At 69.4% G+C, this 15,039-nt stretch carries 15 protein-coding genes; 4 read left to right on the forward strand and 11 right to left on the reverse strand.

Annotated elements, in window-relative coordinates; translation table 11 throughout:
- Positions 1-23 precede the first annotated feature (23 nt).
- Together ABT352_RS19150 and ABT352_RS19155 are read left to right on the forward strand one after the other, a co-directional pair.
- Positions 24-1,259 (forward strand): MFS transporter, encoded by a 1,236-nt coding sequence (locus ABT352_RS19150; RefSeq protein WP_350946191.1) that lies wholly within the window; start codon positions 24-26, stop codon positions 1,257-1,259.
- Positions 1,260-1,390: 131 nt separating this feature from the next.
- Positions 1,391-1,879: a GNAT family N-acetyltransferase gene (locus ABT352_RS19155; RefSeq protein ID WP_350946192.1), complete on the forward strand. Its 489-nt coding sequence runs from the start codon at positions 1,391-1,393 to the stop codon at positions 1,877-1,879.
- Positions 1,880-2,068: 189 nt separating this feature from the next.
- Here the strand turns inward: ABT352_RS19155 and pcaG are convergent, their stop codons facing one another.
- The 6 genes from pcaG to ABT352_RS19185 all read right to left on the reverse strand — a co-directional run bounded on the left by pcaG (position 2,069) and on the right by ABT352_RS19185 (position 6,905).
- Positions 2,069-2,593, reverse strand: a complete 525-nt coding sequence (gene pcaG, locus ABT352_RS19160; RefSeq protein ID WP_350946193.1) for a protocatechuate 3,4-dioxygenase subunit alpha — start codon at positions 2,591-2,593, stop codon at positions 2,069-2,071.
- Between the two features lie 49 nt (positions 2,594-2,642).
- Positions 2,643-3,404, reverse strand: a complete 762-nt coding sequence (gene pcaH, locus ABT352_RS19165; protein WP_350946194.1) for a protocatechuate 3,4-dioxygenase subunit beta — start codon at positions 3,402-3,404, stop codon at positions 2,643-2,645.
- 137 nt (positions 3,405-3,541) lie between these two features.
- The gene (locus ABT352_RS19170) at positions 3,542-4,171 is read right to left on the reverse strand and encodes a CoA transferase subunit B (protein WP_350946195.1); all 630 of its coding nucleotides are present in this window, start codon (positions 4,169-4,171) and stop codon (positions 3,542-3,544) included.
- A complete protein-coding gene (locus tag ABT352_RS19175; RefSeq protein WP_350946197.1) occupies positions 4,168-4,947 on the reverse strand; it encodes a CoA transferase subunit A in 780 nt (259 codons plus the stop codon). Before ABT352_RS19175 ends, ABT352_RS19170 begins: the two co-directional genes overlap by 4 nt.
- 165 nt (positions 4,948-5,112) lie before the next feature.
- A complete protein-coding gene (locus ABT352_RS19180) occupies positions 5,113-6,015 on the reverse strand; it encodes a serine hydrolase (RefSeq protein WP_350946198.1) in 903 nt (300 codons plus the stop codon).
- Positions 6,012-6,905 (reverse strand): LysR family transcriptional regulator, encoded by an 894-nt coding sequence (locus ABT352_RS19185; RefSeq protein ID WP_350946199.1) that lies wholly within the window; start codon positions 6,903-6,905, stop codon positions 6,012-6,014. The genes ABT352_RS19180 and ABT352_RS19185 overlap by 4 nt, the downstream gene beginning before the upstream one ends.
- A gap of 173 nt (positions 6,906-7,078) precedes the next feature.
- Between ABT352_RS19185 and bla the strand changes: the two genes are divergently transcribed.
- Positions 7,079-7,948 carry a class A beta-lactamase gene (gene bla, locus ABT352_RS19190; RefSeq protein WP_350946200.1) on the forward strand — a complete coding sequence of 290 codons (870 nt, stop codon included), beginning with the start codon at positions 7,079-7,081 and terminating at the stop codon, positions 7,946-7,948.
- A 96-nt stretch (positions 7,949-8,044) separates the two neighbouring features.
- On the opposite strand, the gene yjfF is transcribed toward bla, so the two are convergent.
- From yjfF to ABT352_RS19215, 5 genes are all read right to left on the reverse strand, one after another.
- Positions 8,045-9,040, reverse strand: coding sequence for a galactofuranose ABC transporter, permease protein YjfF (yjfF, locus tag ABT352_RS19195; RefSeq protein WP_350946201.1), 996 nt, complete (start codon positions 9,038-9,040; stop codon positions 8,045-8,047).
- On the reverse strand, positions 9,037-10,185 hold the full coding sequence (locus ABT352_RS19200; protein WP_350946202.1) for an ABC transporter permease: 1,149 nt from the start codon (positions 10,183-10,185) through the stop codon (positions 9,037-9,039). The genes yjfF and ABT352_RS19200 overlap by 4 nt, the downstream gene beginning before the upstream one ends.
- Entirely contained in the window at positions 10,182-11,693 is a 1,512-nt protein-coding gene (locus ABT352_RS19205; RefSeq protein ID WP_350946203.1) for a sugar ABC transporter ATP-binding protein, read from the reverse strand. Before ABT352_RS19205 ends, ABT352_RS19200 begins: the two co-directional genes overlap by 4 nt.
- A 33-nt stretch (positions 11,694-11,726) precedes the next feature.
- On the reverse strand, positions 11,727-12,725 hold the full coding sequence (locus ABT352_RS19210) for an ABC transporter substrate-binding protein (RefSeq protein WP_350946204.1): 999 nt from the start codon (positions 12,723-12,725) through the stop codon (positions 11,727-11,729).
- A gap of 1,053 nt (positions 12,726-13,778) precedes the next feature.
- Positions 13,779-14,357, reverse strand: coding sequence for a helix-turn-helix domain-containing protein (locus ABT352_RS19215; protein WP_350946205.1), 579 nt, complete (start codon positions 14,355-14,357; stop codon positions 13,779-13,781).
- An 86-nt stretch (positions 14,358-14,443) separates the two neighbouring features.
- Here ABT352_RS19215 and ABT352_RS19220 point away from each other — a divergent pair, with 86 nt between their 5' ends.
- Complete coding sequence (locus ABT352_RS19220) at positions 14,444-14,878, forward strand: DUF1801 domain-containing protein (RefSeq protein ID WP_350946206.1); 435 nt, start codon at positions 14,444-14,446, stop codon at positions 14,876-14,878.
- The last annotated feature ends 161 nt before the right edge of the window (positions 14,879-15,039 follow it).

Raw genomic sequence — 15,039 nt, forward strand, 5'->3', positions numbered from 1 at the left:
CCACGTAGCGACCGAGGAGTCCCGTGTTCAGCCGGATCATGCCCCCTGCCGGGCCGCCCAGAGTCCTCGCCCTCGCGCAGCTCACCAATTCCATCGGGGACGGCGCGTACTACGTGTGCTCGGCGCTCTACTTCATCCGGATCGTGGGACTCTCGCCGACCCAGGTCGGCTTCGCGCTCACACTCGGCTGGGCCGTCGGCTTCGTGGCGGGGGTCCCGCTCGGCCACCTCGCCGACCGCCGTGGACCTCGCGGCACGGCGGTCCTGCTCGCCGTCGCCACCGCCGCCTCGGTGGGCTCGTTTCTGTTCGTCCGCTCCTTTCCCTGGTTCGTGCTGGTCGCCTGCCTGTACGCGACCTCGCAGTGCGGTCTCGCCGCGGCCAGGCAGGCGCTGCTCGCCGGGCTGGTGGACAGGGAGCGGCGCACCCGGATCCGGGCCCACCTGCAGGCGACGGCGAACGCCGGGCTGGCGGTCGGCGCCGCGCTCGGCGGGGTGGCACTGCACCTCGACACCCGGGCCGCCTACCTGACGGTCCTCGCGATGGACGCGCTGAGCTTCCTGCTCTCGGCCCTGATCCTGCTCCGTCTTCCCCCGGTGCCGCCCACCGCGGCCGCGCCCGCGGGCGAACCGGCACTGGCGGTGCTCAGGGACAGGCCGTACGCGCTCGTCTCCCTGCTCAACATGGTCACGCTGCTGAACATGCCGCTGCTCAGCCTGGTCATCCCCCTGTGGATCGTCCAGCGGACCGAGGCCCCGAGCTGGACGGTCTCGGCCCTGCTGGTCCTCAACACCCTGGGCGTCGTGCTGTTCCAGGTACGGGTGGCCCGGCGGGTCACGGATCTGGAGACCGCCTCCCGGTCCGTACGGCGGGCGGGTGCGGTGCTGTTCGCCGCGTGCGCGGTGTTCGCCCTGTCGTCGGCCTGGTCCTCGGCGTGGGCCGCCGCGTTCGTCCTGCTCCTCGCGGCCTGTCTGCAGGTGTTCGGCGAGATGGCGCACGCCTCCGGCGCCTGGGAGATCGGGTTCGATCTCGCCCCCGCCGACAGGCAGGGCCAGTACCAGGGTTTCTTCGGATCCGGTGCGGCGGTCGCCAGGATGCTCGGCCCCCTACTGCTCACGACGCTGATCCTCACCTGGGGAACTCCGGGTTGGCTGGTGCTCGGCGGCCTGTTCCTGCTGGCCGGCCTCGCCACGGGACCGGCCGTGCGCTGGGCCCTGCGGACCCGGCGCACAGAGCCGATCACGGCGACGGGTGGCCGGTGAGACGGACAGCCCATGCCGCGGTGGAAGCGGTGGCGCGCTGCCCGCGCCGGACCGCCCTCGCTTTCCCGCTTTCCGCTTTTCCGCGAAAAACGGTTTGTGGCTCCACCACCTCGGACAGCATGCTGGACGTCGTGCTGATCAGAGATGCGACGCCCGGCGACTGGCCGGCCATCTGGCCCTTCCTCCACCGGATCGTGGCCGCCGGTGAGACCTACACCTGGGACCGCGACGTCAGCGAGGAGCGGGCCCGGGAGATGTGGTTTCCCGAGCCTCCGGGCCGCACGGTCGTCGCCGTCGACACCGACGGGACCGTCCTGGGCTCGGCCAAGATGAATCCCAACCACATGGGGCCCGCCTCGCACATCGCCAGCGCGAGCTTCATGGTCGACCCCGGCCATGCCGGGCGCGGCGTCGGGCGGGCCCTGGGCGAGCACGTCCTGGAGTGGGCGCGCGCCGAGGGCTACCGGGCGATGCAGTTCAACGCCGTCGTGGAGACCAACACCCGGGCGGTGGCACTGTGGCGCTCGCTGGGCTTCGAGGTGCTGGCGACCCTGCCGGAGGGTTTCGAGCATCCGGACAAGGGCTACGTCGGACTGCACATCATGTACAGGTCCCTCTGATCGCGCGGCGCCGGTGGGGTCGTCGCGGGTGACCGCGACCTCCCGGCGCCGCGACCGTGGAGGTGCTTCTCACGCCAGGTGTCACGCACCGCAGGGCGGACGGACTCGCTCGCGGTGGATGTGCGCTCCGCACCCCCGATGTCGCGCACGGTGCGGCGGACGGACTCGCTCGCGCTGGACGGCCGGTGTTCAGCCGAGGTCGAAGAAGATCGTCTCCTTCTCGCCCTGCAGGTGGACGTCGAAGCGGTGGACGCCCTCTCGCTCCGGCGTGGCCAGCAGCGTGTGCGCGCGCTCGGACGGCATCGAGTCGAGGAAGGCGTCGTGGGCGAGGTAGATCCGGGTGTAGAGGTGGTGCAGCAGGCCGCGGGCGAACACGCAGACGCTGATGTAGCCGTTGCCCGGTACGAGGGTGCGCAGCGTCCAGCGGCCGTCGGCGTCGGTGGGAACCCTGCCGAAGCCGGTGAAGTCGACACCGTTCCTGCCGAGGACCGCGCCGTTCACCGCGTCGCGGCGCAACGTGCCCGGCGCGCCGGTGAGGTCGCCGGACGGGGCGGCCTGCCAGAACTCCAGCAGCGCGTCCGGCACCGGGGCGCCGGCGCCGTCGTAGACGTGGCCGTGCACGATGATCCCGCCGGTCGCGATGTCGCCGCCGCCGGGGAACGGGAGCGCGTAGCCGTAGAAGGGGCCGACGGTCTGCGAGGGGGTGGGGTTCATCGAAATTCCTTGGGCGCGGAGACCCCGGGCCTCGGCCCTGGGGAGGACGTCAACGGCTCTCCTCCGTCCAGGTGGCGGCGGGGCCGTCCAGGACGATGTCCCACCGGTAGCCGAGGGACCACTCGGGGACGGACAGGTCGTGCTCGTAGGCGGCGACCAGGCGCTGCCTGGCACGGTCGTCGGTCACGGAGTTGAGGATGGGGTCGTAGGGGAACAGCGGGTCGTTCGGGAAGTACATCTGGGTGACCAGGCGCTGGGCGAAGGCGGTGCCGAAGACGGAGAAGTGGATGTGCGCGGGACGCCAGGCGTTGACGTGGTTGCGCCACGGGTAGGCGCCGGGCTTGATCGTGGTGAAGGCGTAGCCGCCGTCGCCGTCGGTGAGGCAGCGGCCCACCCCGGTGAAGTTGGGGTCGAGCGGGGCCGGGTGGTCGTCGCGCTGGTGCGGGTAGCGGCCGGAGGCGTTGGCCTGCCATATCTCCACGAGCTGGCCGCGCACCGGGCGCCCGTTCCTGTCCAGGACGCGGCCGTGCACGGTGATGCGCTCGCCCAGCGGCTCGCCGAGATGCTGCCTGGTCAGGTCGGCGTCGAGCGCGGTGACGTCGGTGACGCCGAAGACCGGCCCGGTGAGTTCGGCCGCGTCCGGGTCCTTGAGCGCGATCAGTGGTTGCCCGGGGTGACGGAGCGCGGTGCTGCGGTAGGGGGCGTAGTCGCGGGACGGGTGGTGTCTCTCCCCGCCGTCCCCGGTTACGCGGAGCTCGCGGAGCTCGGCGATCTCGCGGTCGATGTCGGCCTGCGTGGGCGGTGTTGACATGAACTCCTACCTTCCGGGAGCGAGGGCCGGGTCCCGGCCGGAGCCGGACGCGAGGGGCCTGGTGTCGTGTGCGGCGGGATCGTCGGCGCCCTGACGGCCGGACGGCGCGCGTACGGCGTCCTCGGCGAAGACCGTCCTCACCCTCTCACCCGCGCGCCCGTACGATCGCGCAGCTGCGCCGGGCTCACCCCGGGCGCGGTCTCCACCAGCGCCAGTCCTTGCTCCGTGACGTCGAGGACTCCGAGGTCCGTGATGATCCGGTGCACGCACCCCTTGCCCGTGAGGGGCAGCGAGCACTCCTCGACGATCTTCGGCGAGCCGTCCTTCGCGGTGTGCTCCATGATCACGATGACCCTGCGGGCGCCGTGGACCAGGTCCATCGCGCCGCCCATGCCCTTCACCAGCCTGCCGGGGACCATCCAGTTGGCGAGGTCGCCGCGTGCCGAGACCTGCATCGCGCCCAGCACCGCCACGTCGATGTGCCCGCCGCGGATCATGCCGAACGACAGCGAGGAGTCGAAGAACGACGCGCCCGCGAGCACGGTCACGGTCTCCTTGCCGGCGTTGATCAGGTCGGGGTCGACGTCGCCGGGAGCGGGGTAGGGGCCGACGCCCAGGATGCCGTTCTCCGAGTGCAGGATCACGTCCACCTCCGTCGGCAGGAAGGAGGGGATGCGGGTGGGCAGGCCGATGCCGAGGTTGACGTAGTCGCCGTCGCGCAGCTCGGCCGCCGCGCGCGCGACCATCTGGTCACGGCTCCAGCTCATGAGGCGTCCTCCCCCGGGGAGACGGGAGCGGAGGTGGTGCGCCGTTCGACGACCTTGTCGGCGGCCTGCTCCGGGGTGAGCCGCACGACGCGCTGGACGAACACGCCCGGCAGGTGGACCTCGTCGGGGTCGAGCTCGGTCAGCTCCTCGACCTCGGCGATCGTGATCCGTCCGGCCATCGCGGCCAGCGGGTTGAAGTTCGCGGCGGCCTTGTTGAACACGAGGTTGCCGTACCGGTCTCCCCTGGCCGCCCGCACCAGCGCGAAGTCGGTGGTGATGCCGTACTCCAGCACGTGGTCCCGTCCGCCGAACTCGCGCACCTCCTTGGGCGGCGAGGCGAGCGTCACCGAGCCGTCCGGGCCGTGCCGCAGCGGCAGCCCGCCCTCGGCGACCGGCGTGCCGACTCCGGCCGGGGTGTAGAAGGCGGGGATGCCGCAGCCTCCCGCGCGCAGCCGCTCGGCCAGGCTGCCCTGCGGGGTCAGCTCCACCTCCAGCTCCCCGCTCAGATACTGGCGGGCGAACTCCTTGTTGTCACCGATGTAGGAGGCCGTCACCCGGCCGATCCGCCCGGCCGCGAGCAGGACGCCCAGGCCGCCGCCGTCCACTCCGCAGTTGTTCGACACCACGCCGATGCCGCGTACGCCGGTGTCGTACAGGGCCTGGATCAGCACGTTCGGGATGCCGCTCAGGCCGAACCCGCCCACCGCGAACGACGCGCCGTCGCGCACGTCCGCCAGCGCCTCCGCGGCGTCGGCGACCACCTTGTCCCTGGGCACGACACTCCGTCCCGCCGTGTGTTCGCTCTGCGAACTCTAGTTCACTACTCGCATCCGAGTATGTTTATCCCTGACTTTCCTGTCAAAGCACCCTCGCCGCACGGAGAGGGAACCGGCGCCGACGCCCCGGGCCCCATCACCACACCGACGACCTCGCCACGCCGCTCACAGGTGTCGTAGCCGATCGCGGAGTGTACGCGCGACCTGCGCCATGAGCGCCTCGGCCCCGGGCTGGTCGATGGCCGGCACACGAGACTCGGTGAGCACGACGACTCCGAAGACCTGACCGTCGGCGTGCTCGACGACACCGATCTCGTGGCGGAGGTTGAGAAGCGTTCCGGTCTTCGAGGACCACTTCGAGGCGTCGGAACTGAAATCGGGTGCCAGCCGATGCCGCAGCACGTTGTCGGCCATGAGGGTCCGTACGCGCTCGCTGACGCCGGCGTCGATCCGGGACGGCGTCCACAGTGCCTGCAGGAGTTCCATCAGCGCTCGCGCGGTTCCCGAGTTCGCGTGGGTCACGTCCAGGAGCGGGAGGCGATGTCCTCGCCCGGCCGTACCCGCTTCGATGGCGAGGAAATGGGCCAGATGGGCGTCTGTCGGGTCGAGGCGTGCCGTCGGGGTCTCGGAGAGTTCCCGCATGGTGTGACGCACCGCGATGCCCTGAAGCCCCAGTCCGTGCAGCAGCGCCGAGACCTCGGCGGGCGGGGTGAAGGTGAACAGCGCGTCCGCCGCGATGTTGTCGCTCACGGCGATGCTGAGGTAGAGCAGGTCGTCGATGGCGATCCGGGCCGGGTGCCGGAACCTGCTCAGCCCGGTCGGCCCCGAGGTGGTGATCCCGCCCGGTCGCACGATGACCTGCGTGGAACCGTCGAGTTCGCCCCTGCGGATGCGTTCGAGCGTCGCGACGGCGAGCGGGATCTTGACGACCGAGGCGATCGGGAACTCCAGATCCGGCTCGATACCGATCTCCTCGCCGGAACGCAGGTCCCGGACCAAGAACGATCCGTTCAGTCCGGCGTCGTCGAGCGTTCCTCGCAGTTCGCGGATCAGGGTCTCGACGTTCACGGCGTCCCTCCGTCCTGGTCGTGCGCGCCCAGGCAGCGGGCGATCGCGTGCCACAGCCGGGTACGGATGCGTTCCGCGTCGTCCCTGACGGCGGCGACGACATCGAATCCGCGGACGGGCTGGATCTCACCGATGGGGCGCCAGTGCAAACCCAGTTCCTCGGCCTGCTTGGACGAGCACAAAAGGAGATCCGTCGAGCCGAGGACCTCGGCGGTGGCGGCGGCGAGCGCGGTGGAGACGGTGACCTGCGTTGGCTGGAGACCGACGGCGTCCCGGATCCGGAACATCCGGTCGCGGATGTGGGGGACGTCGTCCTCGGGCTGGATCCAGACCCGGCTCCTGCGCGACGACCGCGCGGCTCGACCGGCCCGCAGGGTCTCGACGTAGACGGTGTCCGCGATCTGGTCCGTGGCGCCGGCGAGTCCGAGCCTCACCGACCAGGTCGCGTCGCTCGACGGTACCGCCGCGAGGGCGGCGCGGACCTCACGAGAGCGGACGAGTTCCGTCCGCCCGGCCGGGGCGGCGGCCTGAAGGTCGAGGTAGACGCCGTTGCGGCGCGCCTCCGCGTCGAGCCGTGCCAGATCGCGCGTGGTGCAGACGTCGGGAACGACGAGGCGAAGGGGGTTGCGCCTGGCTCGTTTCGCCTCGTGCTCCATGTCGTCCACCAGGCGCACGAGACGCTTCGCCCACGGCAGCATGTCACGGCCGAACTGCGTGAGCCTCGCTCCGCGCGACGACCGATCGAACAACCGCTCCCCGAGGTGAGTCTCCAGGGCGGCGATGCGGCGGCTCGCGACCGACTGCGGCACCCGGGTGGCCGCCGCGCCCTCCGTGAAGCTCCCCCGCTCGCTCACGTTGACGAACGCTCTGCACGCTCCGACGACGTCCACGCCGCAAGCGTATGCCATTTCAGCATGGAATCGACCATTTCTGTCTTTGACGGCATCAAACGCCAGCGCGAGACTCTCACCGAATCCCATCGACCGCCGGAAGGCATCGCATGCTCACCCGTTCCGTTCGACGCGCCACCCTCTCGGCGCTGGCCTCACTCATGCTCATCCCTGTGGCAGGTGCCCCCTCGGCAGCCCACGCGACCGCCGCTCCGCCGGTGACGACACCGGCGCCCACCGAGCGGGTCTTCAAGGAGTTGCGCGCGCTGGAGACGTCCTTCAAGGGCCGGATCGGCGCGTACGCCGTGGACACGGCCACCGGCAAGACGGTGACGTACCGGGCCGGTGAGCGTTTCCCGCTGCTGTCCACCTTCAAGGCGCCCCTCTGCGCGGGCGTGCTGCACAGGGCGCGCACCGTTGAGCCCGGCCTGATGAACAAGGTCGTCAAGTGGACGGCCGCCGACGTGAAGCCCGGCTCGCCGGTCACCGAGAAGCACACCGACGACGGGCTCACCGTCGCGCGGCTGTGCGAGGCGACCATCACCCGGAGCGACAACACCGCGGCCAACATGCTGCTGAGGCAGATCGGCGGTCCCGCCGGGCTGACCCGCTACCTCCGGACGCTGAAGGACCCGATCTCCCGGCTGGACCGATGGGAGACCGAGCTCAACGACTGGAGTCCCAAGGAGAGGCGTGACACCACGACGCCCGCGTCCATGGGCCGTACCCTGCGCGCGGTCACGGCGGGGAACGCCCTCAACGCCAAGGACCGGGAACGGCTGAACACCTGGCTGGTCGCGAACACGACGGGAGACAAGCGTATCCGGGCGGGCCTGCCCAAGACCTGGAAGATCGGCGACAAGACCGGCACGAACTCCGAAGGATTCGGCGGCGGGCACGACATCGCCGTCATCTGGCCCAGGAAGGGCGTCGCTCCCGTCATCATGGCGATCTACACCAACCGCACTCCGGGCCTCGCCACCGACGACAAGGCCATCGCGAAGACCGCCACCATCCTGGCCCGCGGGCTCGGCAAACTCTGAGGCCCCGCCCGGGCAACCTCCGAGCTTGAAGATCCCGACCTCATCCAGGCTCTCAGCCGCGTCGTCCGGGGCGGCTGAGAGCCGGTCACCGCCTTCTCAGGTCCGCCGGACGCCGATGAGCCGCTGCAGCAGGATGAAGGCGAACAGCAGCAGGCCGATGAAGATCTTGGTCCACCAGGAGCTGAGGGTACCCTCGAAGCTGATGATCGTCTGGGTCAGGCCGAGGACGAGGATGCCCAGAACGGTGCCGAAGAGGTACCCGGAGCCGCCGGTGAGCAGCGTGCCGCCGATGACCACGGCCGCGATGGCGTCCAGTTCCATGCCGACGGCGTGCAGGCCGTACCCGGACAGCATGTAGAAGGACAGCAGGATCCCGCCGAGCGCGGAGCACAGTCCGCTGATCGTGTAGACGGCGATCTTCGTTCGTCCCACGGGGAGACCCATGAGCAGCGCGGACTGCTCGCTGCCGCCGACGGCGTAGACCGTGCGGCCCAGACGCGTGTAGTGCAGCACGTACGCGGCGACCAGCACCACCACCGTGGCGATCACCACGCTGGGCGAGATCCACATCTCTCCGACCAGGTCGATCCTGGTCTGCGCGAAGGCGGTGAAGAGACCGTCGGTGATCGGGATCGAGTCGGTGCCGATCGTGTAGCACAGCCCGCGCGCCAGGAACATCCCGGCGAGGGTCGCGATGAACGGCTGGACCTGGAAGTAATGGATGATCGCCCCCATCCCTGCTCCCAGCGCCGCGCCGACGGCCAGCACCAGCACGATCACCACCGGCGCCGGCCAGCCCTGGTTCGTGACGAGGCTGGCCGTGATCATCGTGGACAGCGCCACCACCGCGCCCACCGACAGGTCGATGCCGCCGGCGAGGATCACGAACGTCATGCCGACGCCGACGACGAGCAGGAAGGCGTTGTCGACGAAGACGTTGAGTATCACCTGGCCGCTGGCGAACCCCTCGTACCGGATGCCGCCGGCCGTGAACATCGCGATGAGCAGGCCCGCGGTCACCGCGACCGGAACGTACCTGCGGGGGATCGCGAGCCGCCCGGCGGGACCGGCCGTGATGGTGTCCGTCGTCATCTGTTCCTCACAGTCTCTTCCCGTGCCTGCCCGCCCTCTTCCCGCGCCTGCTCGGCGTCCGCGCCCGCGGAGGGACGGCCGTGCTCCTCCTTGGGAACCGGAGGCGGTGGGGCAGGACGTCTGTTCCCCCCGAACACCTTCTGCCGGAAGGCGGGCGACTGCAGCAGGCACACGATGGTCACCACGAGGGCCTTGAACAGCAGCGTCGTCTCCGGCGGCACACCGATCGAGTAGATCGTGGTGGTCAGGGTCTGGATGATCAGGGCTCCCAGCACGGTGCCACTGAGCGAGAACCGGCCGCCCGCCAGCGAGGTGCCGCCGATGACGACGGCCAGGATGGCGTCCAGCTCGATCCACAGGCCGGCGTTGTTGCCGTCCGCGCTGGACACGTTGGAACTGATCATCAGACCCGCGATGCCCGCGCACAGCCCGCAGAAGGTGTACGCCACGATCAGCACGCCCCGGGAGCGGATCCCCGACAGCCTGCTGGCCTCGGCGTTGCCGCCGACCGCCTCGATGAACATGCCCAGTGCGAGCCGCCGGGTGAGAAAGGCGGTCAGCGCGATCAGCGCGATCACGATGAGGATGCCGAACGGCAGCGTGAGCCAGTAGCCGCCGCCGATCAGCTTGTACGGGCTGCTGTTGATCGTGATGATCTGCCCGTCGGTGATCAGCTGGGCCAGGCCCCGTCCCGCGACCATGAGGATCAGTGTCGCGATGATCGGCTGGATGCCGATGGCGGCCACCAGGAACCCGTTCCAGGCCCCGAGCACGAGTATCACCAACAGCGTGAGGCCGATCGCCGACAGCACGCCGCCGACGGCGTTCTGGTCGGTCAGGTCGCTGATCTGCATGCAGGCCAGCGCCCCGCTGATCGCCACCACCGATCCGACCGACAGGTCGATGCCGCCGGTGGCGATGACGAGCGTCACGCCCAGCGAGACCAGGATCAGCGGCGCCCCGAAGCGGAGGATGTCGATGAGGCTGCCGTAGAGGTGGCCGTCCCTCATCTGCACGTTCAGGAAGTTGTCGGTGAACACCACGTTGAGCGCGAGCAGCGCGCCCAGGATCACGGCGGGCCAGAACAGCCGGTGCCGCGTCAGCGCGCCGAGGGCACCGGAGGTGCCGTTTCCCACAGTGCTCATACCGGTGCTCCACTCGCGATTTTCTGCATCAGGACATCGGTGGTGAGCGCGTCGTCGTTGTCGAGCTGGGCGATGAGCGTACGGTCGCGCAGCACCCCGACCCGGTGACTGAGCCGCAGGACCTCCTCCAGCTCCGCGGAGATGAACAGCACGGCCATGCCACCGTCGGACAACTCGACGACCAGCCGCTGGATCTCCGCCTTCGCGCCGACGTCGATCCCCCGGGTGGGCTCGTCGAGGATGAGCAGCCGGGGTTCCATGATCAACCAGCGGGCCAGCAGCACCTTCTGCTGGTTGCCGCCGCTGAGGGTGCGGACCGGCTGCTCGGGATCACCGGGCCGGATGTTCAGCGCGGTGATGTACTTGGCGACCAGCTCGTCCTGCTTGCGGCGGGACAGCGGCCTGCTCCAGCCGCGCTCGGCCTGCAGCGCGAGGACGATGTTCTCCCGCACCGTGAGCTCGTCGACGAGTCCCTCCGCCCGGCGGTTCTCCGAGCAGAAGGCGATCTTCTGGTTCATCGCCGCCCTCGGTGTGCGCAGCGCGACCCGCTTGCCCTCGACCCGCAGCGAGCCGCTGTCGGCGTGGTCGGCGCCGAACAGCAGGCGCGCCAGCTCGGTACGGCCGGAGCCGAGCAGCCCGGCCAGCCCGATCACCTCACCCTGCCTGATGGTGAGCGTGAAGGGGCTGACACCGCCCGCCCGCCCGAGGTCGCTCGCCTCCACCAGCGGCTCCGCGACCCGAGCGGGCGGCTTTCCTTCGAGTTTCTCCAGATCGGCCAGCTCCCGCCCGATCATCTTGGCGACCAGATCGACCTGGGAGAGCTCACGGGTGAGGTACTCCCCCACGAGCTTCCCGTTGCGCAGGATCGTCATGCGATCCGATATCTCGTAGATCTGGTCGAGGAAGTGCGAGACGAACAGGATGGCGATGCCCTTGTCCTTCAGCCGGCGCATCACCCGGAACAGCTGGGCCACCTCGCCGGCGTCCAGGCTGGAGGTCGGCTCGTCGAGGATCAGCACCTTGGCCTCGATGTCGACCGCCCTGGCGATCGCCACCATCTGCTGAACGGCCAGCGAGCACGACGCCAGCGGCGCCGACACGTCGATGCGCAGATCCAGGTCGCCCATCAGTTCATCGGCCCGGCGGCGCATCTCCCGCCACCGGATGCGTCCGAAGCGGCGGGGTTCGCGGCCCACGAAGATGTTCTCCGCCACCGAGAGGTTCCCGCACAGGTTGACCTCCTGGTAGACCGTGCTGATACCGCCCTGCTGGGCGGCGGACGGACTGGAGAAGGCGACAGGTTTCCCTGCCAGCTCGATCTCGCCCTCGTCGACGCCGTACACGCCGGTCAGGACTTTGATCAGTGTCGACTTCCCCGCGCCGTTCTCTCCCATCAGCGCGTGCACTTCGCCCGGCAGCAAACGGAAGCCGACATCGTCCAGGGCCTTGACGCCGGGGAATCGTTTGCCGATTCCGCTCATCCGTACGATCGGTGCCGGTTGGTCCATGCCGCGCTCTCCTCTCTTTCCCAGGTGGGCGGCTCAGTACTGGCGGTTGGGGAGGGCTTCCTTCGCCTGCTCCTGGGTGAAGGTGGTCTCCTCGGTCACCACGCGCTCGGGGACCTGCTCACCGGCGACGACCTTCTTGGCCAGGTCCATCAGCTGGGGGCCGAGCAGCGGGCTGCACTCGACGATGTAGCTGATCTTCCCGTCGGCCAGGGCCTGCATCCCGTCCTTCACGGCGTCAATGGTGATGATCTTGATGTCCTTGCCCGGCACCTTGCCCGCGCCCTCGATCGCCTCGATGGCGCCCAGCCCCATGTCGTCGTTGTGCGCGAACAGCACGTCGATGTCCGGAGTGGACTTCAGGAACGCCTCCATGACCTCCTTGCCCTTGGCCCGGGTGAAGTCACCGGTCTGCGAGGCGGCGATCTTGAACTTCGAGTCGGCCGCGATCACCTCACCGAAGCCCTCCTTGCGGTCGTTGGCCGGGGCCGAACCGGTGGTGCCCTGGAGTTCGACGATGTTCACCGGGTCGGTGGAGTCCTTGTACTCCTCCACCAGCCACTGGCCGGCCTTCCTGCCCTCCTCCACGAAGTCGGAGCCGAGGAAGGTCTTGTACAGGGTCTTGTCCGCGGAGTCCACCGCCCGGTCGGTCAGGATCACCGGGATCTTGGCGTTCTGCGCCTCCTTCAGCACGGTGTCCCAGCCGGACTCCACCACCGGCGAGAACGCGATGACGTCGACCTTCTGCTGGACGAAGGACCGGATCGCCTTGATCTGGTTCTCCTGCTTCTGCTGGGCGTCGGAGAACTTCAGCTCGATGCCGGCGCTCTTCGCCGACTCCTGCACCGACTTGGTGTTGGCGGTGCGCCACCCGCTTTCGGCACCCACCTGGGAGAAGCCCATCACGATCGTGTCGTTGGCACCGGCTCCGGCGCCGCCGGCGTCGGCGGTGTCCGGTCCTTCCGTACTGCCGCAACCCGTCATCGCCGCGGCCATGACGCCCGCCAGGACGAGCGCTGAGATCTTTCGGAACATGGGGGGATGTCCTTCTATGTGAGCGTTAACATTTGAACGGAGGACCATGATTGGCGCCGGTCGTCCGGGTTGACGGCCGCGTCGACGAAGCGCCGCTCACCCGCAAGGCGATCGAGGGCACGCGATGGATGTCCGCGCACCACGCCCGACGCCTGGACCTGCTATGACGGCACGTCGATACCGCGCCACTTCACAGTTCCGCAGTCTCCGGTCGCGTGTTTTCTCCCACGCGCCCGAAGGTCCGTTGTGTAGCCGGGCGACCGTCTGGCGCGACATGCTCGCCTCGGCCGTCACCGGCGGTTGGAGCTCCACACCTGTCTGCACGGCCGCTCCTCATCTTGCGTTGGACAAGACTGTGAACGCTAACAACCGTGCCGTCAAGCGGTCGCCTTATTACGGTCTAATCACACCGGAAACCTGGGCTCTGCTAGACCTCGACCATCCACTGCCACGGGCAAGGACATTACTCACCATGACTCCCGGCTCCGGGAGAGCCCACCTGGACACGGAGCCGGACCGGGATACCCGCTCACCGGAAACGCCGGAAAACGCGCGGAGGGCGGCGGCACGGGACGGCGATCCGCGGCTCTCCCCCGACCACCACGGGCATGCGCTCCGCACCCCCACCCCGATACCGGTTCGGCGCCACCGCGAGCCCGGAGAGCGGAAAAAGGGTATTGACAGCGGTTACGTTAACGACAAAACTCGTGTTTGAAACATATCGGTAACCAGGCCGCCTCTCGCATCGCGACTGCCGCACCGCCACCCGGCGGCGCGCATCCTTCCTTCGCGAGACGTTCTCCCAAGAGCACAATTTTCCAAGAAGGCGGCGTGAAAACCGACGTGAGATGTTAACGCTAACAAAAAGTCTCACCCGGATCGGCGCGACGGGAGCCCGGCCGTGCGCTCCGGAACGTCCGGGCCTGCCGGGCGGCTCCCGGGAAGCCCCGACGGCACCGCCGGCCACCGACGGCCTCGACCGCGACGATTCACTCACCTCTCGTCGGCACCCGCCCTCCGCGGCACCGGCCCCGGGAAACCCTCCCCCGCGGACTACTCTTTGGCCCTGGGCTGGGCGCGGACGTGCATGCGCTCCCCCTGGGGACCGAAGAGACTGAGGATCTCCACCGCCCCCGCCCCCGCGCTGCCGAACCAGTGCGGGAGCCGGGTGTCGAACTCGGCGACCTGACCCGCGACCAGCACGAGGTCGTGGTCGGCCAGCACGAGCCTCAACCGGCCGGAGAGCACGTAGAGCCATTCATAGCCCTCGTGAACCCTGGGATCGGGCTCGGTCTGGTCCGCGGGGACGATGATCTTCCAGGCGGCGATGCCCCCCGGCTGGCGGGTGAGCGGGACCACGGTCCGGCCGTGCGCGCGGCGAGGCGTGAGCCGGACCCTGGGATCGCCCACCTCGGGCGTGCCGACCAGCTCGTCCAGCGGCACCTGGTGGGCCAGGGCGATGGGAAACAACAGCTCCAGGCTCGGCTTGCGCTGCCCGGACTCCAGGCGAGACAGCGTGCTCTTCGAGATCCCGGTCGCCTCGGACAGCGCGGCGAGGGTGATCTCGCGCTGGATCCTGAGCCGCTTGAGGCGAGGCCCGACCTCGGACAGAGCTTGAGCGATCTTGTCCATGCCACCAATTGTCACAGGGAAGCAGGCCTCGCGGCGGGCCCGGTCCCTCACGAGGTTTTGTCGTACCGGCGTGGCAGCATGCCTCCATGGCGACATCGAAACAGCCGGTGACGGTTCCGACCGGCGTGAGCGCCGACGACTTTCTGGCCACGGTCCCCGACCCACGCCGGCGAGCCGACGCGGAGCGCCTGCGCGCGATCCTGTGCGAGGTGACCGGTGAGCCCGCGGTGATGTGGGGTCCGAGCATCGTCGGTTTCGGCGGTTACCGTCGCACCTACGAGAGCGGGCGGACGGACGAGTGGCCCCTGGTGGGCTTCTCCCCGCGAAAGCAGCATCTCGTCGTCTACCTGGTGGGCGGGTTCGAGGAGCGCTACGCATCGGTGCTGACCCGGCTGGGTCCGCACAAAGCCGGAAAAGGTTGTCTCTACCTGAAAAGGCTCGACGACGTCGACGAGAGCGCACTACGTGAGCTCGTCGACCGCGCGGCCCGGGTGCACAGGGGCGTCGACCGGGCCGGGTGAGCGCCGACGATCACCGTTGCCCGTCCCGTGAGGGCGGCTCCGCACGGTACGCCTGCCGACCCGGCGCGTCCGGCGGCGGGATTCCCCTGTCCCCCTCCTGGCCCGAGCTCGGTAGCAGTCATCGTCGAGATCACGTCCTTGGCATTTGATGTCGGGCGCCG

Origin of the sequence: Streptosporangium sp. NPDC000563, from assembly GCF_040299985.1 — a bacterium.
In the GTDB taxonomy this organism is placed as follows: domain Bacteria; phylum Actinomycetota; class Actinomycetes; order Streptosporangiales; family Streptosporangiaceae; genus Streptosporangium.

What these genes read in the sequence shown, in the direction of transcription:
- yjfF (WP_350946201.1), bottom strand. Translation starts at nt 9,040, where the DNA reads ATGACGACGGACACCATCACGGCCGGTCCCGCCGGGCGGCTCGCGATC.
- ABT352_RS19200 (WP_350946202.1), bottom strand. Translation starts at nt 10,185, where the DNA reads ATGAGCACTGTGGGAAACGGCACCTCCGGTGCCCTCGGCGCGCTGACG.
- ABT352_RS19170 (WP_350946195.1), bottom strand. Translation starts at nt 4,171, where the DNA reads ATGAGCTGGAGCCGTGACCAGATGGTCGCGCGCGCGGCGGCCGAGCTG.
- ABT352_RS19220 (WP_350946206.1), top strand. Translation starts at nt 14,444, where the DNA reads ATGGCGACATCGAAACAGCCGGTGACGGTTCCGACCGGCGTGAGCGCC.
- pcaH (WP_350946194.1), bottom strand. Translation starts at nt 3,404, where the DNA reads ATGTCAACACCGCCCACGCAGGCCGACATCGACCGCGAGATCGCCGAG.
- ABT352_RS19210 (WP_350946204.1), bottom strand. Translation starts at nt 12,725, where the DNA reads ATGTTCCGAAAGATCTCAGCGCTCGTCCTGGCGGGCGTCATGGCCGCG.
- ABT352_RS19205 (WP_350946203.1), bottom strand. Translation starts at nt 11,693, where the DNA reads ATGGACCAACCGGCACCGATCGTACGGATGAGCGGAATCGGCAAACGA.
- ABT352_RS19215 (WP_350946205.1), bottom strand. Translation starts at nt 14,357, where the DNA reads ATGGACAAGATCGCTCAAGCTCTGTCCGAGGTCGGGCCTCGCCTCAAG.
- pcaG (WP_350946193.1), bottom strand. Translation starts at nt 2,593, where the DNA reads ATGAACCCCACCCCCTCGCAGACCGTCGGCCCCTTCTACGGCTACGCG.